Below are 25,676 nucleotides of genomic sequence, written 5' to 3'. Positions count from 1 at the left end.
GCGATGACCCTAACCGGCGTGAAGATCGTCGGCGTCGGACATCACGCGCCGGCCCGCGTCGTGACAAACGAAGATTTGGAACGGTGGCTCGAAACGTCCGACGAGTGGATTACGACTCGCACCGGAATGAAGCGCCGCCATTGGGCGTCCGATCGGGAAGCGACGAGCGATCTCGCGGTCGTCGCCGCGCGCAACGCGCTGGAATACGCCGGGCTCACGCCTCGCGACATCGACTGCTTCATCGTCTGCTCGGTTACGCCGGATTTCTACTTTCCGGCGACCGCGTGCCTGGTCGCCGCGCGATTGGGATCGCGGGACAAACCCGCCTTCGACATTTCGATCGCCTGCAGCGGCTTCATCTACGGCCTGACCGTCGCGTCGGGCCTGATCTGTTCGGGCATCTACCGCCGCGTGATGCTCATCGGTGCCGAAACGCTTTCGAAGATTCTCAATAAGGAAGATCGCTCGACGGCCATCCTGTTCGGTGACGGTGCCGGCGCCGTCGTCCTCGAGCGCTCCGAGGAGAACTCGTTTCTGGCCTCCGAACTCGGCGCCGATGCCACCAAGCCCGACCTGCTCTACGTCGAGGCAAGCGGTTCGCGACATCCGATCGACGGCGCGGCAATCGAAGAGAAACGCAATCTCATTGCCATGCAGGGCCGCGAAGTGTTCAAGGTCGCCGTCAATAAAATGATCGAAGCGACCGGTACCGCGCTGGCTAAAGCCCAGATCACCAAATCCGACGTTGCCTATCTGATCCCGCATCAAGCCAATAAGCGCATTATCGACGCCGCCGCCCACTACTTGCAAATGCCCGAAGAGAAAGTCGTGACGAACATCGCCGAATACGGCAACACGTCGGCTGCGTCGATTCCGATCGCGCTTTCGGAGTTCGTGCGGGCCGGAAAGCTGCGCGACGGCGACGTGATCGTTTTCGTGGCATTCGGCGGCGGGCTTTCGTGGGGTGCCGTCGCGTGGAAATGGCAGGCGGCCGCGTGAACCCTTCGACTTCGCTCGCTACGCTCAGGATGACAAGATGCGAATAGGCGCATTGTTTCCTGGCCAGGGTTCGCAGGTCGTCGGGATGGGCGTCGATGTTGCCGCGCACAATCCGGACTCGCGTGAAGTATTCGAGCGCGCGTCGGGCGTGCTTGGTTACGACGTGCTGAAACTGCAGCGCGAGGGGCCCGAAGAAAAGCTCCGTGAAACGCAATACAGCCAACCCGCGATCTTTACGACCAACGTGGCGCTCTATGCGGCGCTCGGCAACAGCCTGCAGCCGGTCGTCAGCGCCGGACACTCGTTCGGCGAGTTCTGCAGTTTGGTCGCCGCGCGCTCGCTGGAGTTCGAGGACGCGCTCCGCATAGTCGACGAGCGGGGCAAGGCCATGCAAGCCGCAGCGGAACGCGCTCGCGGCGGCATGACCGCCGTTTTGGGATTAGAAGCGCCGGCCGTTCGCGAGATCGTCGAGCAGTCGCGCGGTAAGTCCGGCGGCAGAGTGCAGCTCGCAAACTTCAACTCGCCGACGCAGATCGTCATCAGCGGCGATCTCGATGCGGTGACGGCGGCGTCCGAGGCGATGCTCGCCGGGGGCGCCAAGCGCGTCGTCCCGCTCAACGTCTCCGGGGCTTGGCACAGCGAGCTGATGCAGCCCGCGGTCGAACGCTTCGCCGCCGCGGTTGACGCGGGCACTTTCGCGCTGCCGGAGTTCGACGTCGTTTCCAACGTCGACGCGCACGTGTATCGCGACGTCGAAACGATAAAGGTCAATCTCGTGCGTTCGATCGTTCAAGAAGTGCGTTGGCACGAGACGGCCGAGCGCGTGGTTTCGTACGGTCTCGATCTCATCGTCGAATTCGGTGCGTCCGGTGTGCTCGGTCCATTGATGCGCCGCATGGAGGGCGCTCCCAAAGCTATGGTCGTCAGCGACTTCGCCGGTGTCGAAAAGTTACGCGACGCGATGGGGGCCAAGGTATGAGATTCGAGGGAAAGAGCGCGCTGGTTACCGGAGCGAGCCGCGGAATCGGACGCGCGATCGCCGTGGAGTTCGCGCGGCGCGGGGCCGACGTCGCCCTCGTCGGACGCGACTCGGCCGCGCTGGAAGAAACTGCCGCTCAATGCGCGGCCGAACGCCCGGGAGCAGTGGCGCACATCTTCACCGGCAACGTCACCAACCAGGCGTCCGTCGAGCGCGCGGTTGCTGAGACCCTCGAGCGCTTCGGCCGAGTCGACTTCGCGATCGCCAATGCCGGGCAATCGGTCGACGCATTGTTGCTGCGCCTCAAAGCCGAGACGATCGACCAAATGCTCGACGTCAACTTGAAATCGGCGTTTTATCTTTGCGGCGCGGTCGCAAAACCGATGATGAAGCAGCGCTCGGGGGCGATCGTGCTCGTGACCAGCATCGTCGGAATCATGGGTAATGCCGGACAAGCCGCGTACGCGGCGTCGAAAGCCGGGCTCATCGGCCTCTGCAAGTCCGTCGCAAAGGAGTTGGGTTCGAGGAATATAAGAGTCAACGCCGTTGCACCGGGCCTCATCGAGACCGCTATGACCGAAAAAATGCCCGACGCCGCAAGGGAGTTCTTGATCAAAAATGCCGCTCTCGGCCGGCCGGGAAGACCGGAGGACGTCAGCGGGGCAGTCGCCTTCCTTTGCTCCGATGCCGCAAGCTATATTACGGGGCAGACGCTCGTCGTTGACGGCGGCGTACTGATGTAAACCAGACAAGGAGACGTAATGTCAACCACGTTAGATAAAGTCAAGAAGATCATCGTCGAGCAGCTCGGCGTGGACGAATCCGAGGTAACGCCCGAAGCGTCGATCACCGACGACCTCGGGGCGGATTCGCTCGACCAGGTGGAGCTCGTCATGGCGTTCGAGACCGAGTTCAACATCGATATTCCCGACGAAGAAGCCGAGAAGATCAAAACGGTCGGGGATGCCGTCAAGCGTATCGACGAAGCGACGGCCGGATCGTCGGCGAACGCGTAATTGTTCGATCAGCTCACCGAGCGTTTAGGCGCGATCTTTTCGCGCCTGAGCGGACGAGGAAAGCTTAGCGAAGGCGACGTCAACGAGGCGCTGCGCGAAGTTCGCGTTGCCTTATTGGAGGCGGACGTCTCGCTTGGCGCTGCCAAGTCGTTCGTCGCTCGCGTCAAAGAGAAGGCCATCGGCGCCAACGTTCTGGAGTCGCTGACGCCGGCGCAGACGATCGTCAAGATCGTTCACGAAGAGCTCGTGGATCTGCTCGGCGGAGCCGAGGCGCGGCTGCACTTCTCCGACGCGCCGCCGTCGGTGATCATGCTCGTCGGTTTGCAAGGCTCCGGGAAGACCACGCAGGCTGCCAAGCTCGCGCTGCGTCTGAAAGAGCAGGGACGGCGTACGTTGCTCGTCGCGGCCGACGTCTACCGCCCGGCCGCTATCGACCAGCTGGTGACGCTGGGCAAACAAATCGACCTCCCGGTCTACGAACGCGGGAACCAAGACCCCGTCAAGACGGCACGCGAAGCCGTCGCCGAGGCGCGCCGGCTCGGGCTTTCCACGGTGATCGTCGACACGGCCGGCAGGCTCCACATCGACGACGCGCTCATGGAAGAGCTCGAGCGCATCAAAGCAGCGGTAACGCCGAAGGAAATTCTCCTCGTTGCCGACGCAATGACCGGTCAAGAAGCGACCAACGTCGCCAAAGGCTTCCACGACCGGTTGGGAATCACGGGCGTGATCCTCACCAAGATGGACGGCGACACTCGCGGCGGTGCCGCGCTATCGATTCATGCCGTTACGGGGGCGCCGATCAAGTTCGTCGGCGTCGGTGAAAAGGTCGCGGCGCTCGAGCCGTTCTACCCGGACCGGCTTGCGTCGCGCATTCTCGGTATGGGCGACGTTCTGACGCTCATCGAGAAGACGCAGGGACTCTATTCGGAGGAGCAGGCAAAGCAGCTCGAAGAGAAGCTCCTCAAGCAAAGTTTTACGCTCGACGATTTTCTCGATCAGATGCGGCAGATGCGCAAGCTCGGGTCGATGACCGACGTCTTGAAGATGGTGCCCGGTCTCTCGCGGGCGCTTCCCAAAGACTTCGAGATCCCCGAGAAAGACATCAAGAGGATCGAAGCGATCATTTGCTCGATGACGCGGCGCGAACGCCGCCATCCCGACATGCTCAACGGTTCGCGCCGCAAGCGCATTGCGTTGGGCTCGGGTACGCAAGTTTCCGACGTGAACCGGCTCGTCAAACAGTTCGAGCAGTCACGTCAGTTAATGAAGCAGCTCGGGGGCGGCAAGAAAAAACGTTTCTTGCCCAAACTGCCCGCCGGAATGCTTCGGCCATAATCACCCAACACCAGAAAGTACATCATGGTTAAGATCAGACTGCGCCGCATGGGCGCAAAGAAACAACCGACGTACCGCTTCGTCGTTGCCGACGCACGTGCACCGCGCGACGGACGGTTCATCGAAATTCTCGGACACTACAACCCGCGCACCGAGCCCAAGACGATCGTCGTCGATGAGGGCAAAGCCAAAGAATGGCTCTCCAAGGGCGCGCAGCCGTCGACGACGGTTCGCCGGCTTTTCGCTGAAAAAGGCATCATGGACCGCGGTCCGATTTCCACGGCCAAGCGCAAGCCTAAGAGCGAAAAGGCGGGTTCGTAATGAGCGCGTTCGACGACGAATTCGGCCTCTTCGGGGAAGGCTCGGACGAGTTCGAGCGTCGACCGACGTTAGGCGCTCGCAAGATCGCTTCGGGCGAAACCGTCATCGACGACGTCGAACCGGAAGACGAACAGCCGCGCCGTCAGCCGCGAGGCGATCGGCCGCAGCAGCGCGGACGCGAATACGGCCCCCGCACCAGACCCAAAACCGCTTCGGACGATCCCTGGGCGGGGCATCGCCGCGCGTCCGACTTGCTCGGTTTCGTGGCGCGCAAACTCGTCGCCAAACCCGACGAGATCGCGGTCGAGCTTTTCATGGATGAAGAAAGCAAACCGGTCATCGAACTCGTCGTCGATCCGGAGGATCTCGGCAAGGTCATCGGGCGTAACGGACGCGTCGCGCACGCACTGCGCACGATCGTCCGCGCGACCGCAGAAGGTCGCGTCTCGATCGATATTTTGGACACCGAAGAAGCCGCCGACGGTACGCAGGAGCAAGAAGAAGACGAGCAATGAGCTGCCGGTAGGACGCATTGCCGGCGCGTTCGGTATTGCGGGCGAGCTCAAATGCGATCCGAGCAATGCGGGTCGCATCGTCTTTTCGGCGGGTACGGAGCTGCGGTGCGAGATCGGCGGCGAATCGCGCGTCGTGCGTCTTCGCACGGTTCGCGCGCATAAGGGGCGGCTGCTCGTCACTTTCGAGGGCGTGGCCGATGCCGACGCGGCGGAACGCCTTTCCGGCGCGGTGCTCTACGCTCCGCGCGAGCGCATTCCGCTGGCCGATGGTGAGTATTTCGACGCCGATCTCGTCGGATGCACCGTCGTGGGCGCCGGCGGTCAGACGTACGGCGACGTCGAGCGCGTCGAGCACTATCCGGCTAGCGACATGCTGGTCGTGGGCGGACGCCTGGTCCCAATGGTCGCGGCAATCGTTCGGACGATTGACACGCAAGCACGGCGCATTGTCGTCGATGCGCCGGCCGGACTGCTCGACTAACTAGCTATTGTCGGGGTGAGCGGTAGTGTACGCGGTGACGGCCTTGTCGATCGCCGCTTTGATGTTGTCACCCTTTCCGATCTGGGTATCGAGCACCGCGCCGAAGCACGTGTACACCGAGAGCGTGAAGACGACTTCATGCCCGTGTTTTTGAATGTTTTCTGCTAGGGTACCGCCGGCGATCGTATTGTTGCGACGCGTCCCGCAGATCGAATCAGCCGACGTCGCGACGCTGCTCTTTACCGGGGTGATCGACGCGTTGAAACGGCGCGACATGGCGAAATACAGCTCGTTGGTCGCGTTGGTGAGGTCCGCGGCCGGAACGTTCCCGTTCGGCGCAAGCGGCGCGATGATGACGCCCCGGGCTGGTTTGGCTGAGGCCGGGATCGGGGTCGGCGTGGCGGCACCGCGGCGATGGAAGACCGAATCGACGATCGCACTGATGCCGCCGAGCTTAACCTGAGCGCCGTTGGTGACGGCGGGAGCGGGCGTGTTCGCAGTCGTCGACGCAATGTTCTGCGTGTTGCGGTTCGCATAGGCGATAATGAACGAGCGCGCCTGCAGCGACTGCGAGGCGACGTCGGCCACACTGTTGACCTGCGCGGTTTGGGAGAAGAGCACGATGCCGTCGTTGACGCCGACCAGCTGCTCGACCACCGATGCGGTTTCACCGATTGGGGTCACGTAGCCGCTGATGTAAAACTCCGCGTGCTGCTCACGCGCGTACGTTTGGTAGTCGGCGCGCGCTACGTTCTGCGGAATCGGCAGGACGGTGAGGCCGCCGGCCTGCGCCATGCCCTGCGAGAGAATCTGCGAGATCGCGGCGCCGATCTTTGGATCGGCTCCCGATTGCGTCTCGAACGGGAAGACGAGTACGGTGGGCGTCTGCCCGAAGCCGGGCTTGGGCGCCGCAGAGGCCGCAGGCGACGGTGTGGGACTGGGTTTCGGGGACGGAGCCGCGGCCATCAGCACGAGCGAAGCAACGACGAATAACATCGGGAGAAACCGGCGCACGAGGGTCCTTTCAACGAGGGAGGAGTCGTTCTTCGAACGCTCGCAGCGCGGCGTTCGTTTCCTCCGGCCGCTCGATCATGGCGAAGTGGCCGGCGTCGGCCAGTATTCGCGCTTGCGCACCCGGTACCCGGTCGGCGAACCATTGCGCGAATTTGGGCGGCGTGAGCACGTCGCGGTCGCCCGTCAACGCGAGCAGGGGAACGCGCAGGTCTGCAATGCGCTCGCTCGCGTCAAACGCGTCGCAAGCGCGAAAGTCGCGTGTGGTTTGCGTCTGCCCGACGCGCAACATCGTAGCGACCGACGCGTCGACGAGCTCGGGACTCGGCCGAGCGAAGAACATTGCGGCCAACTCGCGCGCCGCCGCGGGGAAGTCGGACTCGAGCCGTTCGAAAATTGCCGGTGCGACGCGCAGCCGCACGCCCGATCCGATCAGGACCACCGCGCGCACGGCGGCCACGTTCCGAAGCGCAAGCTCCAATGCGATCGCACCGCCCAGAGAGTTCCCGCAAACGACGACCTCGGCGATCTCTCGTTCGCGCAGTTCGGCGTCCACGGCGTCGGCAAACGCGGCGACCGTATCGGGACCTTCGCGGCCGTCGGCATGGCCGGGAAGCGTCGGCGCGAGAGCATTCTGGAAAGCCGCGAGTTGCGCGGCGAAGACGTCGCCGGTGCATCCCGATCCGTGAAGAAACACAAAGCGCACTATCGAGCCTCCGCCGGAATCGCCGGTACGTGGTCCTTGCCGCGCATTGCCGACATCGCCGCGCTATACTCGGCTCCGTACAGAAAGATGCAGCCGATCAGATAAAACCAGAGGAGCAAAACCAGCGGCGCGGAGAGCGCGCCGTAAATATGCGTGAAATCCACGTGCGTCGTGTACTGCGCGAAGGCGAGCTGCACGACCGGCCACGCGATTGCAACGACCGTCGCGCCGCGAAACGCAAAACCCCATGAGACGCCGCGATTGGGAAGCCAGCGGTAGAGCGCGACCGTGACGATGAAAACGAGCGCGATCGATATGAGATATGCGAGAACGTGCGTGAGCCGCGCGGGATCGTTGACGCCGCTTGCGGCAAACAGGATTGCGATAATGACGGGAAGCGATATTGCGGCGATCAGCAACAGTCCCACGAGAGGCAGCATCACGAACGACAGCGCGATGTTGTGCACGAGCGGACGCCCCTTCGGCACGCCGAGCGCGCGGTCGAGGGCGTAGGCAAGTCCCATGAAAAGATTCTTGCCCGACCATAAGAGTACGATCGCCGCGATCGCGCTCGTAATCCCGCGGCTGTAGATATACGAACTGAGATTGGCGGCGACGTAGTCGTGCAGCGCCGGTGCCAGGGTGTCGAAAAATGCCAAGGTGCGATGCTGTGCCGATGGTAAAACCAGCGTCGCGGCGCTCAGCGACAGCACGGTAAGCGGAAACAGCGCGAACAGTGCGTTGAACGCGAGCGCTTGCGCGAGAAAGGCGCAGCCATCGCGGGAAAAACGTATGCCGCCTTCGCGCAACGCGGAAATGAATCGCGCCATTCGATGCGGTATATCGCGCAATGGTGCCGGTATTCCCACCGCCCGCTCCGGTCACGATGCTCGTCGATGGGCGTCCACTACCGGCGTACTTTCGCGCATACGTCGTCGAAGGACGCGTCTTCGCTCCGCTGGAGCCCGTTTTGCTACGGCTGGCCGACCGTGCTTGGATCGAAGGCTCGACGTTAGTGATCGAGCGCGACGGGCGCAGCGTCCGCGTGCTCTTGCCGGGCGGCAAACGCAGTGAGGGCGCGTACGTGGCGGTCGGCCCCCTGGTTCGGCGCCTCGGCGAGGCGGTCGCCTACGACGGTCACCGGCGGGTTCTCGAGGTTTGGACCGAGGCGCCGATGGTCACCGCGCCGACGCCGTTCGACGCAACCACCCCCACGGTTCCCCCGCGCCCGGTCTTTACCCCGCAGCCCGAGGCCACGCCGCGACCGGTCTGGAGCGGGCCGCCGCTCCCCCGCCGAACGCCGCTTCCCGTGGGTAAGAGCCCACCGGCATGTTCGACCACCGCACGATCGTTGCATTAGGAATCATCGCGGTAGACGCCCTCATCGGCCTTGGGGCCGAGTATCTCGTTCGGCGCTTTCGCGCGCTGGCGCCGCTGCGATTCGTCGCATTCGCGTTCGTCTTCGCGATCGGATTGTACGCTGCGTCGTTGACCTTGCAGGACCACCACGTCAATCCGATCACCCACCGCGCATTCGTCGCGCTGCTGATTGCGCTCGCCACGGTGGTCGCGGCGCGAATCGCGGCAAACCTGGTCACTCGGCACAGCCAACGCGCCGCGGGCGCCATCGGCTCGATCACACTCTTCGTCAGCGTCACGGAAACGCTCGTCGCGATCGTCGGGGGCCTCGTCGTCCTGCAGTATCTCGGCATCTCGGTCGCGCCGATCCTCACGGCCTTCGGCATCGGCGGTCTTGCGGTGGCGCTCGCGCTGCAGGATACGCTGGCCAACTTCTTTTCAGGCATTCAGATTGCCGCGTCGCGACAAGTACACGCCGGGGATTTCGTTCGTATCGACGCCGATAACACCGGTACGGTCGTCGATATCAACTGGCGTACCACGGTGCTGCGCGACGCCGACGGCAATCGAATTATCGTTCCGAACCAGAAGCTGGCGCAAGCGATCTTTACCGCCTACCGCTTGCCGTTGCGCGTCCCCATTACCGTTACCCTCGATCGTTCGGCCGACTTCGGGCGCATGAGCGATGCCGCGCGAGAGACGGCGCGCGGCGTCTCGCACGCATCGCCGGAGAAAGAGATCGACGTGCGCTTCAACAAAATCGCGGACGGCGCGATCGACATGGTGGTGACGGTGCCGGCGAGCGACGCGGCGGATCGGCGCCGCATCGGCAGCGAGTTCGCAGAAGCGTTCCTCAAGCGCGTTGCCGGCGACGATCCGAAGGGAGAAAAAGTCAAGGCGGTGGCTACGTAGCCGCCGAAGAGGGGATATCCCTAGGATCCCCGCGCCCCGCCTTTTTTATTAACGTCATGCCGCTAAGCCGGTCATCCGAACTCGAGCAGGTCTCTGAGGAGACGCTGCAAGCGGGATTATGCCCGCGCTTTCACCGTGCGGTGGAGCTCATCGGACGACGTTGGACGGGCGCGGTCATTCGACTGCTCTTGCCGGGGCCCAAGCGCTTCAACGAGTTGCTCAGCGGTATACCGGGGATTTCGGACCGGCTGCTGACCGAGCGGCTGCGCGAGCTCGAAGCCACGCAGATCATCCGGCGCGAGGTGCAATCGGGAGCGCCTATCCGCGTGCTCTACCAGCTGACGCAGCGCGGACGGGAGCTGCAAGAAGCGCTCGACGCGTTAGGGCGCTGGGCGGAACGCTGGATCGAAAGCGACGCTAGCGAGGATCGCTAGAAACCAGGTCCCTCGCTAAGACGAACTCGATACCCGATGCCTGCAGCTGCGGGATCATATCGCGCACCGCTTGCAGCGTCGTCGGACGCGGATGTCCGATCGCGATGGCGCTGCCGTTCTTGCGTGCGATTGCCGCCGCTTCTTTGAGTTGTGCGACCGTGTAGTCGACCGACGCCTGATTATCGAGAAAGACGTCGCGAGACGCCGTTGGAACGCCGCGGCTCTCCGCAACGCGTTCGCCGACCGAGGCCGCGTTCGTGCGCGAGTCAATGAAGAAGAGATGGCCGTGCTTGGCTAAGACGTCGACGACGTCATCCATGACCCGCTCGTCCGCCGACGCTTTACTCCCCTCGTGGTTATTGACGCCGGCTGCAAGCGGAATTTGCGCGAGGTCCGCCTCGACTTGTTGCGCGATTTGCGAGTCGGACATCTCGGTCGTGACTTTTCCGGGTCCCGGATTGAGGCCCGATAACGTCTCCATCGGCAAATGCAGCATAACGCCCTTGCCGGCGCCCGCGGCTTCGGTTGCGATCGTCGACGTGTAATGCACGTCCGGCAGCACCGACATCGTCAGCGGAATGGACAATGCGAGAAAGCCGCGCTCGGTATCGATCCATTGTCCGCAGTCGTCGACGATAAGCGCCAATCTGGGTGCGCCGGCGACCGCATGCGGCGTCGTCGTTGGAAGCGGGGACGGCATCAACGTCGCCGGGGCGCTCGTCGGAACGGTCGTCGCCGGAACGGCCGGCGCGCTTGTCGCCTGCGGGAGCGACGGGGCGGGCGTTACGACCGAGACGCTCTTCGGGTGATGCGCGCGTCGTGGAGCGAGCAGCCACCACCCAAGCGCGATGGCGGCAAGCAAGACAATTGCGAGCGCAATGTAATCGACGCGCTTTTCATCGCGGGCGTTTCTCTTGGGCACGCGGGTGCTTTCTGCACGCGCGCGCAAGAGTCCTGAAATGAATGACGGATCGAACGCGCCGCTCCAAGGGGTCCGCGTCGTCGCCGCGACGACGAACGTGCCCGGACCGATTGCCGCCGCACGTTTGGCCGAGCTGGGCGCGACGGTGTGGAAGGTTGAGCCGATGCGCGGCGATCCGTTGGAGACGGCGGCACCGCAATGGTACGCGCGCCTGCGCGAGCACGTCGACGTCGCGAGGCTGGATCTTTCCGCGTCGCGCGATCGGGACGCGCTGCACGAGCGAATCGCTGCCGCCGACGTGCTGCTTACCGCAATGCGCGCGCGCGCGCTCGAGCGAGCCGGTATAGCAAATGAAACGCTTGCCGGCCGCTATCCCGCGTTGGTGCAGGTCGCCGTCGTCGGCGAAGCCGCACCGCACCGCGACCGCGCCGGACACGATTTGACGTATCAGGCCCGCGCGGGACTCCTGTCGCCGCCCTCGATGCCGCGGACGCTCATCGGCGATTTGGCCGCGGCGGAGCGCGCCGTGTCGGCGACCTTGGCAGCGTTGATCGCGCGCGCCCGCGACGGTCACGGCCGGTATGTCGAAATCGCTATCGTCGATGCGGCCGAGGAGTTTGCCGCGCCGTTGCGCTACGGATTGACGACGGCCGACGGTGCGCTTGGAGGAAGTCTCGCGACGTATCGCGTGTATCGCGCGAGCGACGGCTGGGTGGCCGTGGCGGCGCTCGAGCCGCATTTTATCGAAGGGCTGCGCGAGATACTCGAGATCGACGGGGTCGATGCGGATTCGATCGCGGCGGCAATCGCGCGCCGTCCGGCAAAAGAGTGGGCGCAGTTGGCGCAGGCGCGCGACGTGCCGCTAGCCGAAATTAACGATAGAAGGGAATCGTCAGCGTGAATCTATCCGAAAAAGTGTTTTTGGTCACCGGGGGGAGCTCGGGATTGGGCGCTGCGTGCGTGCGCGAGTTTTCGTCGGCAGGCGCGCGCGTCGTGATCTGCGACGTCAGCGACCGCGGCGAGACCCTGGCAAAGGAACTCGGCAGCTCGGTGCGTTTCGCGCGAACCGACGTGACCGACGAATCCCAAGTCAATGGCGCGATTGCGCTTGCCTTGCGGGAGTTCGGTGGCGTTCACGGAGCGATTAACTGCGCCGGCATCGCGACGGCCGAACGTGCCGTGGGACGCGACGGGCCCCAACCGCTGGATCACTTCACGAAGGTGGTCATGGTGAACTTGATCGGAACGTTCAACGTCGTCCGCCTAGTAGCGGCGGAGATGATGAAGCGTTCGGTCGAGCCGGGTGAGGATCGCGGCGTGATCGTGTGCACCGCGTCGGTGGCGGCATTCGACGGACAGATCGGCCAAGTTGCGTATGCGGCATCGAAGGGCGGAGTGGTCGGCCTGACCTTACCGCTCGCGCGCGAGTTTGCGCAGCAGCAGATCCGAGTCGTCAGCATCGCCCCGGGAATTTTCGACACGCCCATGCTCGCCGGTTTGCCCGAGGCGGCTCGCGAGTCTCTCGGAAAACAGAATCCGTTCCCGTCGCGCTTGGGCAAACCGGCCGAATACGCGGCACTCGCGCGTCACATCGCGGAAAATCAAATGCTCAACGGCGAGGTGATCCGGCTCGACGGCGCCCTGCGCATGGCCCCGAAATAACTCTTTTAAATCTGAGGGTTTCCTAAGAATGCGCGATAGGAGCATGATGGAGGGCGTGCTTAAGAAGAAGCGTGTGAGAACGCTTTTCGGGTTGGCTCTTGCTTTGCTGGTCTGGTTGGCCATAACCCCGCCGTCGCACGCGGTCGCGGCCAAGCCGATGCCGGCCGCGACTCCCATCGCGTTGCCGTCACCGGAGCGCCTGCTGTTTCTGATTCGGCGGCAGTTTCGCTCGCATCGCCCGCCGCCGCCGTACGAGACCTACACGCTGGTTCGCAAACAGACCCTCGACGACGGCTACCCCGATCTGGTCAATAGCTACACGTACCACATCTGGTGCCGTACGAGCGATCGCGCGGCGCTGGGCCGCCGAGTGTATCGCGGATCCGCGCGCGGCCAGCTCGAGTTTTTACGGCCGTCGTTCAACGAGCCGTGGGATCCGGGGCCGCCGACCGCCGATCTGTTAGAGCCGGCGCCGGTTCATCCGCACACCAACCCCGAAACGTTCGTTCCAACTCCCGAGCCGAGCGGGTCGCTGCCTCCCACCATCGCGGTGGTGACGGCGCTCGGCGAGTTCGACTACAAAGTCACGAAGGTAGCGACCGAAGGGAATCTCCTGCACGTGAGTCTGCAGGCACGGCGCGATCCCGATCGCAACCGGTTGCGCGAGCTCTACGTCGATGCGAAGACGCTCGAGCTCCAAGAGGTCGTTGCGACCGACAAGCTCTACGACGAAGGTGAGGGTCACGTCTACGCGATGCTCTTCACAGTGACGCTCGGGTGGATGAACAACATGCCGGTGGTAACGCACATTCACGGTACGCCGACATACGCGCAGGACGCGCAGTATCTGGGCGTGGACGCTACGGTCGACTACGATTTCAACGACATCACGTTTCCCGCGTCGCTTCCGGACTGGTACTTCGACAAGCATTCCTACGCCCAGCACGTCAACGAAGCCCCGAGCTAACGACCGCGCCTTAACTACATCTTGGATATTAGGGGCGCGTTCGGCTTGACGAGGGCCGGATAGGTGTCTTTGAGCTTGTGCAGCTTGGGCAGATCGTTGATTACGATATACTCGTTGTCGGGGTTGTGAACGGCGAAGTCTTGATGATAGCCTTCCGCTGCGTAGAAGCCGGGTAACGCTTCGAGCTTCGTGACGATGGGAGCGTTATAAACGTGTTTGCTTCCGAGCGCTGCGATGTACGACGCCGCTTGCGCGTGCTGCGCCGGCGTGGTGTAGAAAATCTCGGATCGGTATTGCGTGCCTTCGTCTGGTCCTTGCCGGTTGAGCTCGGTGGGATCGTGTGCGACGAGAAAGTAGACGTCGAGCAGTTGTTTGAACGAGATTTGCTTGGGGTCGTAGGTCACTTCAACCGACTCGGCTTGACCCGTCATTCCCGTGCTCACGATCTCGTAGTGCGCGGTGGCAGCGTTGCCGCCCGCATATCCGGCAACGGCCGACGTGACGCCGCGTAAGGACTCGAAGACGGCCTGCATTCCCCAGAAGCACCCGCCCGCCAGGACGACGCGCTGCTCATTGGCGGCACGGGCAGGGGCCGCGGCGGTCGCCGCGAGCAGGCAGGCAAGGAGAAGGGCGATTGGCGATTTCATATCTCAATAACGACCGGAGGGCATCGACCGGATGAGATACGTCCTTCTCTGTTTTCTCGCGGTATGCATTGCAGGCGCCCCGGCGGCGGCGCGCGAGCTTCGCACCTCCGACGTGCGGCGGATCGCGGACGTGGAGCAGCCGGCGATATCGCCCGACGGCTCACGCGTCGCCGCGATCGTCGTGCGCCCCGACTTCGCGCAGAATACGTACCTGCGCGAGCTGCACGTTATCGACACGTCGAACGGAGACGACCGCATTCTCGTCGGCGATGCGGACGTCGCTCTGCCGCGCTGGTCGCCCGACGGCCGGCGCTTGGCATACTTGGACCGCAGCGGCGGACGGATCGCGGTGATGCAGTACGGAACGCCGCCGCGACTACTCGCCCGCGCCGGGGGCGACGCGACCGACTTTGCGTGGCGTCCCGACGGCGGCGCTATCGCCTTTTCCGCATCGGACCAACCGTCGACGCGCGATTACTTCGAACCGGGCGACAACGACTATACGCTATCGGCGCTCGTCCCACCGGTGCACCTGTGGCTCGAGGAAGGCGGCGCGGTGAGGCGGCTCACGCACGGAAGTTGGACGCTCACGCCGACCGATTCGGGAGGAATCTTCACGCCGGCGTTCACGTGGTCGCACGACGGGCGCACGATCGTCTTGGCGCGTCTGCCGAACACATTTAGCGGCGACGACGAGCGCTCGACGCTCTACACGCTCGACGTCGCCTCGGGCCGGCTCTCGAAGCTGACGTCGCATCCCGCGGTGGAGATGGCGCCGCAGTTTTCACCCGACGGCAGGCATCTGACGTACTCGTATCCGCGCGGCGGTAATTTCTTGGCGCTCAATACCGTTCGCATACGCGATGGCGCCGCGGACGTCGACGCGACGCGGGGTTTCGATCGCGACATTGGTGGAACGGTCTGGATGCCCGACGGGCACTCCCTGCTCGCGTGCGGCAACGACGAAACGCACTCGCGCATGTATCACTTCGTGATGGGCGCGACTCCCGCGCGCGTCGACCTGGGGGATCTCGAGCTCACGTGTGACGCGTATCAGAGCAGCACCTTCGATGCGGGAATCGCGGCCACCGTTTCCAAGCGGGGAGCGGTCGCCTTCGTCGCGACGACGGCGCGCAGCTTACGCGAACTCTACTACCTGCCGTCGCTGGGCGCGCGTCCGCGGCGTTTGACGAACTACAACGCGTTTTTCGAACGCTTGACCTTGGGGCGCATTCAAAGCGTAACGTGGACCTCGTCGGATGGATACCAAGAGTTCGGCGTCGTCCATTTTCCGCCAAACGCCGTGGCGGGGCGAAAGTATCCGGTCGTCATCGACATTCACGGTGGTCCCGGCCTCGCGGAAATCCAGAGCGCGGCGGGCAAATCGTACGGCGGCGATTGGCCGATCGAGCAGCTCATCGCGGCTCGCGGATACGTGGTCTTCGCGCCGAACTATCGCGGCAGCGACGATACCGGAAATGCCTTTTTGCTGGCGATCGTCGGCGATTCCGTGCGCGGGCCGGCGGCGGACATTCTCACCGGGCTGGCCGCCGTCAACGCACTGCCGCAGGCGGACACCTCGCGCGTCGGCGTGAGCGGATGGTCCTACGGCGGATTGCTCACTTCGTGGCTCATCACGCACGACCGGCGGTGGAAGGCAGCCGTCTCCGGGGCGGCGGTAAACGTCGAGGCGCAAGAGTACGATCTTTCGGTCTCCAACGTGCAAGATCGATATTACCAAAACGGCGTCTCACCGTATGTCGGCGACGGCATGAAGCAGTACGTCGACGTTTCGCCGTTGACGTACGCGCAAGACGTTACGACGCCTACGTTGATTTGGGGAACGACGGGTGACCCCGTGGTGCCCGTCACGCAGTCGTACGCGTTCTATCACGCTCTGCACGACAATCGCGTCCCGGTGAAGTTCGTCGTGTTCGACGCCCCCACGCACGGCCCGAACGCGCCCCGGACTACCGAGGAACTCACCAACCTCTGGCTCGACTGGCTGGACCGCTACTTGCACGGCACTAACGAAAGGTAGCCGGGCAGGCGAGAGGAAGCTTAGAGCGTGCAAACGGCGCGTGTTCTATGCGTCGGGGGTAACGACGCCGACTTCGAGGTCTTGGCCCATGCGCTGCGCGGCGCGGGCAATACCGAGGTCCGCAAAGGTGCGCCCGACGAAGCGCTGGCGGCAATCGCCGCGCGCACTATCGAGCTGATTCTGCTGGACCTGTCGCTTCCCAGCGCCGACGTCGTGCGGGTGCTGCAGTCGGCTGCGCCCGGCGGCGGAGCCCGCAGCCGCGTGCCGGCGATCGTTATGGCGCCCGCTGGGATGGAACAGCGTATCGAGACCTGTCTCCAGCACGGTGCGGAAGACTTTTTGACGACACCTCTGGACGCCGCTCGCAGCTTGCAGATCACGCGCCGCATATCGCTGTGCTTGCAGCGGCGCTGGCTGCGCGAGGCCACGGTCCGCATGCAAACGCGCGGACCCGCACGGCTCGACGAAACGGCGGTGATCGAACTCTACACCAACGCGTCGAGCCGGTTCGTTCCGCGGGAGTTTCTGGAGCATCTCGGGCGCAAGGCGATCACCGACGTGCGGCTGGGCGATCACGTCGAGCGCGAGATGACGATCCTTTTTACCGACATCCGCGACTTCACGGCCTTATCCGAGACGCTGACGCCGCAGCAAAACTTCGACTTCCTCAACTCGTATCTGCGTCACGTGACCCCGATCGTGCGCGCGCGCCACGGTTTCGTCGATAAGTACATCGGCGATGCGATCATGGCGCTCTTTCCCCGCAGTCCCGCCGACGCTCTGCAGGCAGCCGTCGAACTGCAGCGCCAGGTCGAGCTGTATAACTTAGGGCGGCGCAGCGCCGGATACGCGCCGATCGAGATCGGCATCGGCGTGCACCGCGGAACGCTAATCCTGGGGACGGTCGGTGAAGAAGAGCGTATGCAAACGACGGTGATCTCCGACGCGGTCAACGTCGCGTCGCGAATCGAAGGACTCACCAAAGCATACGGCGTTTCGCTGCTCGTCAGCGGACCCGTCATCGAAGGCATCGAGCCGGAGCAACGCCGCGGACATCGCTTACGCAATCTCGGCGAAGTCAAAGCCAAGGGGAAGACGCGCAGCGTCGAGATCTTCGAATGCTACGACAACGACCAGGAGTCGCTACGCGCGCACAAAGATCGAACGGCCGAGGCATTCGCGGCCGGCATGATCGAGTTTCGCCGCGGCATGTTCCTCACCGCAGGCAAGATCTTTGCGCGCATCGCGCAGCTCGATCCATCCGATAACGTCGCGGCCCACTTCCGGGACAGCTGCGCGCTCACGGAGATGCGCAAACTGCCCCCGGGCCACTTCGACGGCGCCGAACGGATCGTGGTAACCTAACCCTCAGGTCGGGCGCGAGCTTCCGCGCAACCCGATCAGACCGATCAATCCCAGCAGGCCGAGAAGCCCCCAGGAGCCGCCGCCGCCGCCACCGCCCGTCGCCGTGCTGGAAGTCGACGTTTCCAGCGGAGTTGCGGTGGCCGTGGCGAGCGGGTTGACGGTTTCCGTGGGATTGGCGTTTCCCATCGAGCCGGCCGTCGACGTCGCCATCGGGTTGACCGTCGCGGTATCCATCGGATTCGCGCTGGGCGTCGTCGTCGCATACGGCGGCATCGTTGCGGCCTGCGCTCCCACTTGTTGTGGAAGAAGGGCAAGGGAGATTGCAAAGGCAGCCACCGCGGCACACGGTACCAACAACGTCAGACGCGTCATGCCACGCTTTCTTCCCTGAGGAGGGGCGAATTAATCGGATCGCCTGCTTCCTTGAAGGAATGCCCGTTTGCTTTCCGGCAAGACAGCGCGCGTGTCCGGACCAGCGAAAGTCGTCGCCGCAGCTACCGGTGTATATGCCGTGGTGTTTTCGGTGTTGGCGGCGGACCGCTACGCAACGTACCACGCGGGCGCGGACCTGGGGTTGTTCGCACAGTCGATCGACACCGCGTTCCACGGCTTCCACAATACGTTCGAAAACGGGAGCCATTTCGCGTACCATTTCTCGCCGATTTTATATCTGTGCGCACCGCTGTTATGGGCGGCGCGCTCCGCGGTCGTTCTCGGAGTTCTACAGGCCGTGGCGACGTCGCTCGTTGCCCCGGCGCTCTACCTGATCGCGCGCCGCCGCACCAGCGAGCGTAATGCCGCGGGCCTGGCGTGCATCGCGCTCATCTACCCGCCGCTCCAGGGCGTCACGTTCACCGACTTCCACGAGGTTGCGTTCGCGCCGGCGGCAATTGCGTGGCTGCTGTGGGCGCTCGACGCGCGACGCTTTTCCTTGGCGTACGTCTTTCTGGCCGTCGTTCTATCGATCAAAGAAGATCAGCCGCCGGCGATGGCCTTTCTCGGGATCGCGGCCATCGCGTACTTCTGGAAACCCCGCGAACGCGCGGGCGTCGCTTTCGGGATCGTCGCGATCGCCGCATCGACGGCGTGTTTCGCCGCATATTTCTTTCTCGTGCGACCATTGGCCGGGGCGACGACCGCGTGGCATCCGCAGCATTTTTACGACTGGATCGGTTACTCGCAAGCGTTACCGCTCGACCGGCAGATCGCGGGACGGCTCACGTACCTGCTCGAAGCGTTCGTGCCGCTGGCGTTGCTCCCGTTTCGTTCCCGAGTCCTCATCTTGTCAGTGCCGGGGTTTGTCGAAGTCTTTGCTTCGCGAGAACCGTTAACGTACACCATGGGGCAGCACTACGCTGCCGTGTGGGTTCCCTACGTGCTAGCGGCGTTCGTCATCGCGGGCGCACGCGTGCTCGCGCCGGGGGGTAAGGGTATCGCGTGGGTGCGCAGCAGCGCGGTTTTATGTGCTATCGTTTCGGTGTTTTTCAGCCCGCTGCATCTGGGTCACTTCTTGCGGATGCCGCAGCCGCAGGACGCGGCCACCAACGCACTCATCGGGCGGCTTCCCCGCGACGCAGCAGTTGGAACGTACGACGAGATCTACGCACATCTCGGACTCTTTCCGAGCGCTCGCGTCGGTATCGCCGGGACGCCCGAGTACGTTCTCATGGATAGCCGGTACGTATCGGCCGCGTGGAACGGCAGCTGGCTGCCGCTGCTGCAGCGCGAGGTTCGCGCCGGCGTCTACGCGCCCGTCGTCATCGACGACGGCGTTATTCTGTACCGGCGGACACGGTCGACGTAAAGGCGTCGTACACCAGCTTGGCCGTAGCGATGTCTTCGACCGCTAGGCCCATCGACTTGAAAACCGTCGTCGCCGATGGCGGCGGCAGGGCGATCGTGCCGGCGAAGAGTTCGCCGGCTTCGGCGTAAATCTGCGCCTTGGATCCGATAACGTCGCCCGATTCTTGCAACGCTGCTTCGCGCGAGTCGACGACGATCGTGTTGCACATCACTGCATCGTCGAGCTCGCGCCAGTTAAAGCGGTTTGCACCGACGGAGTTCACGTGCGCACCGGGCTTGAGCCACGAACCCTCGAGCACCGGCTCGCGGGCGCTGGTCGCGACGACGACGACGTCGGCGCCCGTGACCGCGTTTTGCGCGCTGGTTGCTCGCGCGCCGTGCTGGGTCGCGAAACGCTCGGCGTGTTCGGCGTTGCGGCTCCAAACACGAATCTCGTCAAATTCTGCGACGCGCGACAACGCTTCGACGTGCGACTGAGCCTGGACGCCGCTGCCGAGCAGACCCAGAACGCGCGATCCGGGCGGCATCAGACGTTTGGTGACGGCGGCCGAGACCGCAGCGGTGCGCATCTCGGTGATGAGCCGGGCGTCCATCGCCACGAGCGGTCTTCCGGTGCGCGTGTCGAGAAGCAGAATCGATCCGTCGTGCGTGGGGTATTCGGTGCCTTCGTTGGCGGGATAGAAGGCGACGATCTTCGCACCCATGACGTCGGGCGTCGCCGCCGGCATGACGCCGAGAAAACGGGCGTTCTCTTCGATCGTCAAAACGCTTCGAACCGGCTGCACGACGCGTCCGGCGGAAAACGCTGCGAGGGCGGGCTCCATCGCCGCAATGAGATCGTCCCAGCGCAAGAGCTCGCGGACGCGGTGTTCTTCGAGATACATCATGGCGATACGTCCCACCGTGCGTTGTTGCCGTATTGGAAGAGCATGTTCGGCGCCAAGCCGGTAACGCCGTCGCGGTACGCGGTGTAGAGCGAGCTGTAGACGAGAAAAATCGAGGAGCCTCCGCCGGCGACCGCGCGCTGCATCGCCGAAAAGATCGCCGCCCGTCGTCGAGAGTCGAGCGTTTCGGCTTGACGGGCGTAGAGCGCATCGTAACCCGGATCGCACCAGCGCGCCGTGTTGGGGCCATTGGGAGCTCGGTTGTCGCAGCTGAAGATCTCCGACGCTTCCGGGTCCGCGCCGCCGAACCAATCCGTATACGCGAGGTCGAAGCGACCACCGCGTTCGATACCGCCTGACGCCGCCGACCCGAAGAACATCGTTGAGGGGTAACCCTTGACGGTCGTTTCGATACCGACGCGCGACAGGTCGTCCTGCACCACGGTCGCGAGGCGCCGTGCCGGTATCGACGTGCTGACGTAGGCGAAGAGCAACGTCAAGGGCCGGCCGTTCTTCGTGCGTACGCCGTTTTCGACATGCCAGCCAGCGCGATCCAAATCGGCCGCGGCCTGCTGCGGATCGTATGCGGGCTGGCTTACGTTCGGATCGTGCGCGGCGAAGATCGTCGGAATCTCGGTGGTCGCAAGTTGCTGAAGATTCAAGAAGATGCTCGTGCGAATGCGTTCGCGGTCGATCGCTTCGACGATTGCGCGCCGAACGAGCGCATCGTCTACCGGGAAGCGCTGCGTTTGAAACTCCATGTAGACCGTATGGTTCTGCGGCGTCGCGATCGTGCGAATGCCCCGCAGCCTGCGCGCTTGGGCGATCTGATCCTCGGTAAGGGCCGCGGCGTCGACGCTGCCCGTCTGCAGCGCGACGAACAGCGTCGTCTGGTCCGGCAGAATCCGAAACGTCAGGCGGCGCAGCCGCGGGCGGTTCCACGCATACGGATTCGGAACGAAGACAATGCCGTCGCCGTGATTCCAGCGGTCGACGCGAAACGGCCCGCTTCCGAAAGGCCGCTCGTTCCAGGGTGCGCGGGAGATGTCGGTGCTCGAGAACGCGTGCGCGGGCAAGATGCCGTAGATGAAGTCGGAGACGGCGAACAACTCGGAGACCGCCGCGGCCCAAGGAGACTTCAGCCGAACGATCACCGTGTGGGCGTCGGGTGTCGACAAGGACGCAATACGGCGATACGGCTCCGTATCGGTCACCGGATTGCGCGGATCGAGGATCGCGCGATACGTAAACGCCACGTCGTTGGACGTGACAGCAACCCCGTCGGCGAAACGCGCCTCGCGCCGGAGGTGATAGACGATCGTTTTTCCATCGGCCGAGATACCGCCGTTGGCGCGGCTGGGAACCGGATCGGCGAGCTGCGGCACGAGCTTATTGTCCCGCGACAATCCGACGAGCGTATCGGTCGTGAGCTGGGCGAGATCGACGTCGGTCTGCGCCGTGACGAATAACGGATTGAGCGAACGCGGATCGCTGACGATGCCGACGCGCATCTCGTGCGGCGCACGATGCGACGACCCGGCGGGCGCGCAGGCGGCGAGCGTCCACGCAAACGCCAGCGCAGCGCACGTTAGACCAAGGTGAAACCGCACGCGCTGAGCTTCAACGCGGTCACACGCGCACCTCGCCTCCTCGGCGCCGGGTTAGAGCGTAAAGGAAACGACGTACCCCGCTTCGCGATCGGCCGTGTACCACACCGAGCCGTCGTACGCGAGGGACCTCGCGCCGAACTCGATCGGAGCGAGTGCGTTCATCTTCCCCGCAAAATCCAGCGTGGCGAGTTCGAGGTTGTCGAACTCCTCATCGGCCGAGATCATATACAGCATGCCGTCCGGCCCGAAGCCGAAGCCGCCGCAGCGGGTGGGCAACGGAATCTCTCGCGTGATGCGCGTCTGTGCGTCGAGCGTGACGATCCGCCGGTTATGCATCTGTCCGAGGAAAAGTTCTTTACCGTCGGACGCCAGGTGCGAGCCTGTCATGTCGGGGCACGGCGTCTGACTGTTCGCATCGAAGCCGCGTCCCGGCGTGAAGCGGAAGAGGTAGCGATCGTCGTCGTCGCCGCCGAGCGATACGACGACGTGCAAGACGTCGTCGAGGGGGGCGATTCCGTACGGTTGACCGGGTGCGGCGACGTCTTCTTTAACCGTCCAGCTTTTCGGGTCGACGCCGTAGATGTGATTGGTCTCCCAGGAGCCCATCCAAAGCAGGCCCTCGTGGAGAGCGATCGGTTGTATGCGGGGCGCCGGCGACGGGCGGCGCGTGACTTCGTGAATGCGTTGCGTTGCGTGTTGCATGGAGCGCAAGACGCGCGCAGACCGGCGAGGGTTGCGCCTAATCGTGACTGTTGCGAATGTCGTCGAGCGGAAGCGCGTAGACGGCGCCGGTCCGGCTGCCGATGATGAGCGTTTTCCCGACGACGATCGGCGATCCGACGTTGAAGCCGCTGCCCATCTTCTTGTCGCCGAGCACTTTGCCGGTACTTGGATCGAGGGCCCACAGATAGCCTCCGAGGTCTCCGAAGTACAGCACGCCCTCGACCAGGACGGCGCCGCTCTTGACGACGCCGTGGACGTGCGTCTCCCAAAGCAGATGGCCGGTCGCGGGGTCGAGCGCGTGCATGTAGGCGACGACGCAGCTTCCCAGATACAACCGTCCGTCGTAGAGTAATGGGATCGCGGCTTCGTTGCGCGGCGGAAGAACGGCCGTCTCGAGCGGAACGTCCCAGAGTAACTGCCCCGTTTTGAGGTCGAGCGCATAGGCGCGTTCCTGGGCCTTGTTTCCGGCGATGGTGTACGTTTGGCCGGGCGCCGGCGACATATAGTCGCAGTACACTCGGGTGCCGTCGGTCACCGGCGGACAATCGCCGTGTCCGGATGCCTCGGGGGAGAAGGCCGTGCGCCAAACGGTGGATCCGTCGGACGCTTTGAGTTTCCATACCGCGTTGTCGAGCACGCCGGTCGTGATGAAGAATCCGCCGTCGAGCGGTAAAATCGCGGTCATTGAAGCGAGCGAACGCAGGTTGCGCGCGTACCTGACTCGGCCCGACGCGGGATCGAGCGCGGTGATCCAACCGGCGCCATTGTGGTTGAGCAGCGTGCCGTTAACGATCGCTGAGGTCGTCATCGCCGAACCGGCGACGGCGGTGTGCCATTTGAACGTACCGGTGCGCGCTTCGAACGCGTCGATCGCACTGGGGCCCGTTCCGACGAAGACGGCTCCGGGTCCGGAACCGTTGCTGCTTTCGTCGCCGATGCCGACGTAGACCATGCCGTCGTACAGCAACGCCGCGCTCATGACCGCATTGCGCAAATGTCTCGTCCAGACCACGTTTCCGGTTTGCAGGTCGATCGCGTTGAGATAACCCGCATTGTTCCCGACGTAGAGCAACGTGCCGTCGGTGGTGGGGCTCGCCGAAATGGGTGCGCCCGTGACCGTCTTCCACGTCGCCTGCAACGGCGGATCGGTCACGAGGGCATTGTTCTCCGGTCCGAGACGAAACGTGAGCCAGTTCGCTGCCAAGACAAACACTACGACGATATGCGCGCACAACGGCATAAATCGGTTATTCCCGCGGTAGCGCCGTCAACCCGCCGCGCCGGCTAAGAACATAGCTGGGAAAACTCTGAGAAAATCGGGCCGGCGCGGTCGCCTTGCGGAAGCCGCCGCCGGTCACGACGGGGAAGCGAAAGTGGCGGTAACCGGTAAGCTCCGTCGATCGCAATGCTCGCTAAATCGCATTCTGCGTTTCGGTCGTCATCGTGTTGCGCGCGCGGGCCTATAAAGGTTTGTCCGGTAGGAGAGACAACATGCTTCGAAATCGGAGGTGTAGTGTATATCTCTCGACGCGACCTCATGCTTGGCGCCGGAGCCTTTGGAGTCACCGCTCTTGCGGCGTGCTCGGGTGCCTCCAGTTCCATTCCCGCGCCGCATCCGACGGCCCAGCCCAACCCAGTCGATGTCGTGATCGTCGGCTGCGGCGTCGCCGGCATCGGCGCTGCGCGAACGCTGATTTCGTATGGTAAATCGGTACTGCTCCTGGAGGCGAAGGATCGCGTCGGCGGTCGTGCCTATACCGACAACACGACCTTTCCGCAGACGCCGTTCGATCTGGGTGCGCAGCTTTTTCAGCAAGTGCTATCGGGCAACATCCTCTACCAGATCGCTCGCGCACGCAAGCTGACGGGGCTTCACAACTTTACGCAATACCCCAACGTTTTCTACGACGGAACGCAAACAGCGAGCGATGCGGAAGTCGCCGCCTTCGTCAACACGACCAGCTCGATGCTGGCTGCGATTCTCGCGGCCGGGGCCACGATATCTTCCCCGTCACAAGATGCTCCCGTTTCGGTCGTTACCGATGCCTTCCGGAAGAAACCGTATTACGATAACGCGCTATCGATCAACGTGCTCGGGATTAGCGGCGTCGAGCCGTCGCAGTCATCGCTGCTCGATCTGTACAATTTTCTCGTCGTTTCGCCCGCGCCGTTCGTAGTACCGGGTGACAGCTACTTCGTTCAGAGCGGCGTCGGCAATTTCATCACGAGTCTTGCCTCCGGACTTCCGATTCGTCTGGCGAGCCCGGTGGAGCGAGTCGTCCGCGACGGGTCGGGTGTCACCGCATACTGGCACGGCGGCAGCGTGCGGGCCGGGAGCGCTATCGTTACGGCGCCAACCAGCGTCCTGGCGGCTGGCGGAATTACATTTGCTCCGGCGCTTCCCGCCGATGTCGCGCACGCCATCGCGGAGATTCCGCTCGGTCACATTTATAAAGCCGCTCTGGGATTTAAGGCCGACATCGTCCCCCAGTTCAAAGGCATGACGCTACCGATTGCATTGTCTAATGTTCCCGGCACAAACTTCTTCTTGAAATACTTCGGTGCAAATATCGTCGAGTTTCTGGCCGATGCCGACCTTGCGATAACACTTGAAGCAATGAATAAACCGCAACAGGCGAAGTTTCTCTTGGGCCAACTGGAATTAAATCTTCCGGGTGTCGCGGCAGCTTACGACGGCAGGATTACGTCGAGTTCCTGGTCCTCCGATCCGTACGCGATGGGAGCCTACAGTTACGCCAAGGTCGGCGGCGTCGCAGCACGCACGACCCTACGCAAGGGTGTCGACGGCAAACTGTTCTTCGCGGGCGAATCGCTCGCTTTGGGCGGACTGCACAGTTCGCTCCACGGCGCATACACGTCCGGGATTTCAGCAGCCAACGCTTTGCTCAAAGCGAATGGAAATGCAGTACGATCGAGTTAGACCCCGATCATAGACGAGTCCGACCTTCCGATCCACGATC

28 protein-coding genes are annotated in these 25,676 nt (G+C 63.6%); 18 read left to right on the top strand and 10 right to left on the bottom strand.

The features are described 5' to 3' along the window. The first annotated feature begins 3 nt into the window (after positions 1-3). The 8 genes from VGG89_03935 to rimM are packed head-to-tail and all read left to right on the top strand — an operon-like array spanning position 4 to position 5,649. Positions 4-999: a beta-ketoacyl-ACP synthase III gene (locus tag VGG89_03935; GenBank protein ID HEY1975672.1), complete on the top strand. Its 996-nt coding sequence runs from the start codon at positions 4-6 to the stop codon at positions 997-999. A 52-nt stretch (positions 1,000-1,051) separates the two neighbouring features. Beyond that, positions 1,052-1,978 carry an ACP S-malonyltransferase gene (fabD, locus tag VGG89_03930; protein HEY1975671.1) on the top strand — a complete coding sequence of 309 codons (927 nt, stop codon included), beginning with the start codon at positions 1,052-1,054 and terminating at the stop codon, positions 1,976-1,978. Next, entirely contained in the window at positions 1,975-2,721 is a 747-nt protein-coding gene (locus VGG89_03925) for an SDR family NAD(P)-dependent oxidoreductase (GenBank protein ID HEY1975670.1), read from the top strand. Before fabD ends, VGG89_03925 begins: the two co-directional genes overlap by 4 nt. 18 nt (positions 2,722-2,739) lie before the next feature. After that, on the top strand, positions 2,740-2,994 hold the full coding sequence (locus VGG89_03920; GenBank protein HEY1975669.1) for an acyl carrier protein: 255 nt from the start codon (positions 2,740-2,742) through the stop codon (positions 2,992-2,994). Beyond that, positions 2,995-4,332 (top strand): signal recognition particle protein, encoded by a 1,338-nt coding sequence (gene ffh / locus VGG89_03915; protein ID HEY1975668.1) that lies wholly within the window; start codon positions 2,995-2,997, stop codon positions 4,330-4,332. It begins immediately after the preceding gene. Between the two features lie 24 nt (positions 4,333-4,356). After that, positions 4,357-4,653, top strand: coding sequence for a 30S ribosomal protein S16 (rpsP, locus tag VGG89_03910; GenBank protein ID HEY1975667.1), 297 nt, complete (start codon positions 4,357-4,359; stop codon positions 4,651-4,653). Next, positions 4,653-5,168, top strand: a complete 516-nt coding sequence (locus VGG89_03905) for a KH domain-containing protein (protein ID HEY1975666.1) — start codon at positions 4,653-4,655, stop codon at positions 5,166-5,168. Before rpsP ends, VGG89_03905 begins: the two co-directional genes overlap by 1 nt. Then, the gene (gene rimM / locus VGG89_03900) at positions 5,107-5,649 is read left to right on the top strand and encodes a ribosome maturation factor RimM (protein ID HEY1975665.1); all 543 of its coding nucleotides are present in this window, start codon (positions 5,107-5,109) and stop codon (positions 5,647-5,649) included. The genes VGG89_03905 and rimM overlap by 62 nt, the downstream gene beginning before the upstream one ends. On the opposite strand, the gene VGG89_03895 is transcribed toward rimM, so the two are convergent. Genes VGG89_03895 through VGG89_03885 form a run of 3 tightly spaced genes read right to left on the bottom strand, consistent with a single transcriptional unit; the run spans position 5,650 to position 8,196 of the window. After that, positions 5,650-6,663, bottom strand: coding sequence for a hypothetical protein (locus VGG89_03895; GenBank protein ID HEY1975664.1), 1,014 nt, complete (start codon positions 6,661-6,663; stop codon positions 5,650-5,652). A 10-nt stretch (positions 6,664-6,673) separates the two neighbouring features. Then, the gene (locus VGG89_03890) at positions 6,674-7,366 is read right to left on the bottom strand and encodes an alpha/beta hydrolase (GenBank protein HEY1975663.1); all 693 of its coding nucleotides are present in this window, start codon (positions 7,364-7,366) and stop codon (positions 6,674-6,676) included. Next, positions 7,366-8,196: a YihY/virulence factor BrkB family protein gene (locus VGG89_03885; GenBank protein ID HEY1975662.1), complete on the bottom strand. Its 831-nt coding sequence runs from the start codon at positions 8,194-8,196 to the stop codon at positions 7,366-7,368. The genes VGG89_03890 and VGG89_03885 overlap by 1 nt, the downstream gene beginning before the upstream one ends. A gap of 20 nt (positions 8,197-8,216) precedes the next feature. On the opposite strand from VGG89_03885, the gene VGG89_03880 reads away from it, so the two are divergent. The 3 genes from VGG89_03880 to VGG89_03870 are packed head-to-tail and all read left to right on the top strand — an operon-like array spanning position 8,217 to position 10,071. Further along, positions 8,217-8,726 carry a hypothetical protein gene (locus tag VGG89_03880; GenBank protein ID HEY1975661.1) on the top strand — a complete coding sequence of 170 codons (510 nt, stop codon included), beginning with the start codon at positions 8,217-8,219 and terminating at the stop codon, positions 8,724-8,726. Next, complete coding sequence (locus VGG89_03875) at positions 8,696-9,637, top strand: mechanosensitive ion channel family protein (protein HEY1975660.1); 942 nt, start codon at positions 8,696-8,698, stop codon at positions 9,635-9,637. Before VGG89_03880 ends, VGG89_03875 begins: the two co-directional genes overlap by 31 nt. 56 nt (positions 9,638-9,693) lie before the next feature. Then, positions 9,694-10,071: a helix-turn-helix domain-containing protein gene (locus tag VGG89_03870; GenBank protein HEY1975659.1), complete on the top strand. Its 378-nt coding sequence runs from the start codon at positions 9,694-9,696 to the stop codon at positions 10,069-10,071. Here the strand turns inward: VGG89_03870 and VGG89_03865 are convergent. Then, positions 10,055-10,993, bottom strand: coding sequence for a divergent polysaccharide deacetylase family protein (locus VGG89_03865; protein ID HEY1975658.1), 939 nt, complete (start codon positions 10,991-10,993; stop codon positions 10,055-10,057). The genes VGG89_03870 and VGG89_03865 overlap by 17 nt on opposite strands. A gap of 37 nt (positions 10,994-11,030) precedes the next feature. Between VGG89_03865 and VGG89_03860 the strand changes: the two genes are divergently transcribed. The 3 genes from VGG89_03860 to VGG89_03850 all read left to right on the top strand — a co-directional run bounded on the left by VGG89_03860 (position 11,031) and on the right by VGG89_03850 (position 13,622). After that, positions 11,031-11,894 (top strand): CoA transferase, encoded by an 864-nt coding sequence (locus tag VGG89_03860; protein HEY1975657.1) that lies wholly within the window; start codon positions 11,031-11,033, stop codon positions 11,892-11,894. Continuing rightward, on the top strand, positions 11,891-12,655 hold the full coding sequence (locus VGG89_03855; protein ID HEY1975656.1) for a 3-hydroxyacyl-CoA dehydrogenase: 765 nt from the start codon (positions 11,891-11,893) through the stop codon (positions 12,653-12,655). Before VGG89_03860 ends, VGG89_03855 begins: the two co-directional genes overlap by 4 nt. A gap of 73 nt (positions 12,656-12,728) precedes the next feature. Next, the gene (locus VGG89_03850) at positions 12,729-13,622 is read left to right on the top strand and encodes a hypothetical protein (protein HEY1975655.1); all 894 of its coding nucleotides are present in this window, start codon (positions 12,729-12,731) and stop codon (positions 13,620-13,622) included. Between the two features lie 14 nt (positions 13,623-13,636). On the opposite strand, the gene msrA is transcribed toward VGG89_03850, so the two are convergent. Further along, the gene (gene msrA / locus VGG89_03845; protein HEY1975654.1) at positions 13,637-14,269 is read right to left on the bottom strand and encodes a peptide-methionine (S)-S-oxide reductase MsrA; all 633 of its coding nucleotides are present in this window, start codon (positions 14,267-14,269) and stop codon (positions 13,637-13,639) included. 31 nt (positions 14,270-14,300) lie between these two features. On the opposite strand from msrA, the gene VGG89_03840 reads away from it, so the two are divergent. Both VGG89_03840 and VGG89_03835 read left to right on the top strand, forming a co-directional pair. Continuing rightward, the gene (locus VGG89_03840) at positions 14,301-16,310 is read left to right on the top strand and encodes a S9 family peptidase (GenBank protein HEY1975653.1); all 2,010 of its coding nucleotides are present in this window, start codon (positions 14,301-14,303) and stop codon (positions 16,308-16,310) included. Positions 16,311-16,337: 27 nt separating this feature from the next. Further along, positions 16,338-17,675 carry an adenylate/guanylate cyclase domain-containing response regulator gene (locus tag VGG89_03835; GenBank protein ID HEY1975652.1) on the top strand — a complete coding sequence of 446 codons (1,338 nt, stop codon included), beginning with the start codon at positions 16,338-16,340 and terminating at the stop codon, positions 17,673-17,675. Between the two features lie 3 nt (positions 17,676-17,678). On the opposite strand, the gene VGG89_03830 is transcribed toward VGG89_03835, so the two are convergent. Continuing rightward, positions 17,679-18,047: a hypothetical protein gene (locus VGG89_03830; protein ID HEY1975651.1), complete on the bottom strand. Its 369-nt coding sequence runs from the start codon at positions 18,045-18,047 to the stop codon at positions 17,679-17,681. Positions 18,048-18,138: 91 nt separating this feature from the next. Between VGG89_03830 and VGG89_03825 the strand changes: the two genes are divergently transcribed. Then, complete coding sequence (locus tag VGG89_03825; protein HEY1975650.1) at positions 18,139-19,479, top strand: DUF2079 domain-containing protein; 1,341 nt, start codon at positions 18,139-18,141, stop codon at positions 19,477-19,479. Here the strand turns inward: VGG89_03825 and VGG89_03820 are convergent. The 4 genes from VGG89_03820 to VGG89_03805 are packed head-to-tail and all read right to left on the bottom strand — an operon-like array spanning position 19,448 to position 23,935. After that, positions 19,448-20,380, bottom strand: coding sequence for an ornithine cyclodeaminase family protein (locus VGG89_03820; protein ID HEY1975649.1), 933 nt, complete (start codon positions 20,378-20,380; stop codon positions 19,448-19,450). The two genes, VGG89_03825 and VGG89_03820, sit on opposite strands and share 32 nt — an antisense overlap. Next, positions 20,362-21,972, bottom strand: coding sequence for a peptide ABC transporter substrate-binding protein (locus VGG89_03815; GenBank protein ID HEY1975648.1), 1,611 nt, complete (start codon positions 21,970-21,972; stop codon positions 20,362-20,364). Before VGG89_03815 ends, VGG89_03820 begins: the two co-directional genes overlap by 19 nt. A 51-nt stretch (positions 21,973-22,023) precedes the next feature. Beyond that, entirely contained in the window at positions 22,024-22,674 is a 651-nt protein-coding gene (locus tag VGG89_03810; GenBank protein HEY1975647.1) for a hypothetical protein, read from the bottom strand. A gap of 37 nt (positions 22,675-22,711) precedes the next feature. Beyond that, a complete protein-coding gene (locus VGG89_03805) occupies positions 22,712-23,935 on the bottom strand; it encodes a PQQ-binding-like beta-propeller repeat protein (protein ID HEY1975646.1) in 1,224 nt (407 codons plus the stop codon). A 273-nt stretch (positions 23,936-24,208) separates the two neighbouring features. Here VGG89_03805 and VGG89_03800 point away from each other — a divergent pair, with 273 nt between their 5' ends. Further along, entirely contained in the window at positions 24,209-25,636 is a 1,428-nt protein-coding gene (locus VGG89_03800; protein HEY1975645.1) for an FAD-dependent oxidoreductase, read from the top strand. Positions 25,637-25,676 lie beyond the last annotated feature (40 nt).

The sequence above is a fragment of the Candidatus Baltobacteraceae bacterium genome (assembly GCA_036488875.1).
Lineage (GTDB): Bacteria > Vulcanimicrobiota > Vulcanimicrobiia > Vulcanimicrobiales > Vulcanimicrobiaceae > JAFAHZ01.
Note: the sequence above shows the minus strand (reverse complement) of the source record. Positions and strands in the feature narration are given on the sequence as shown.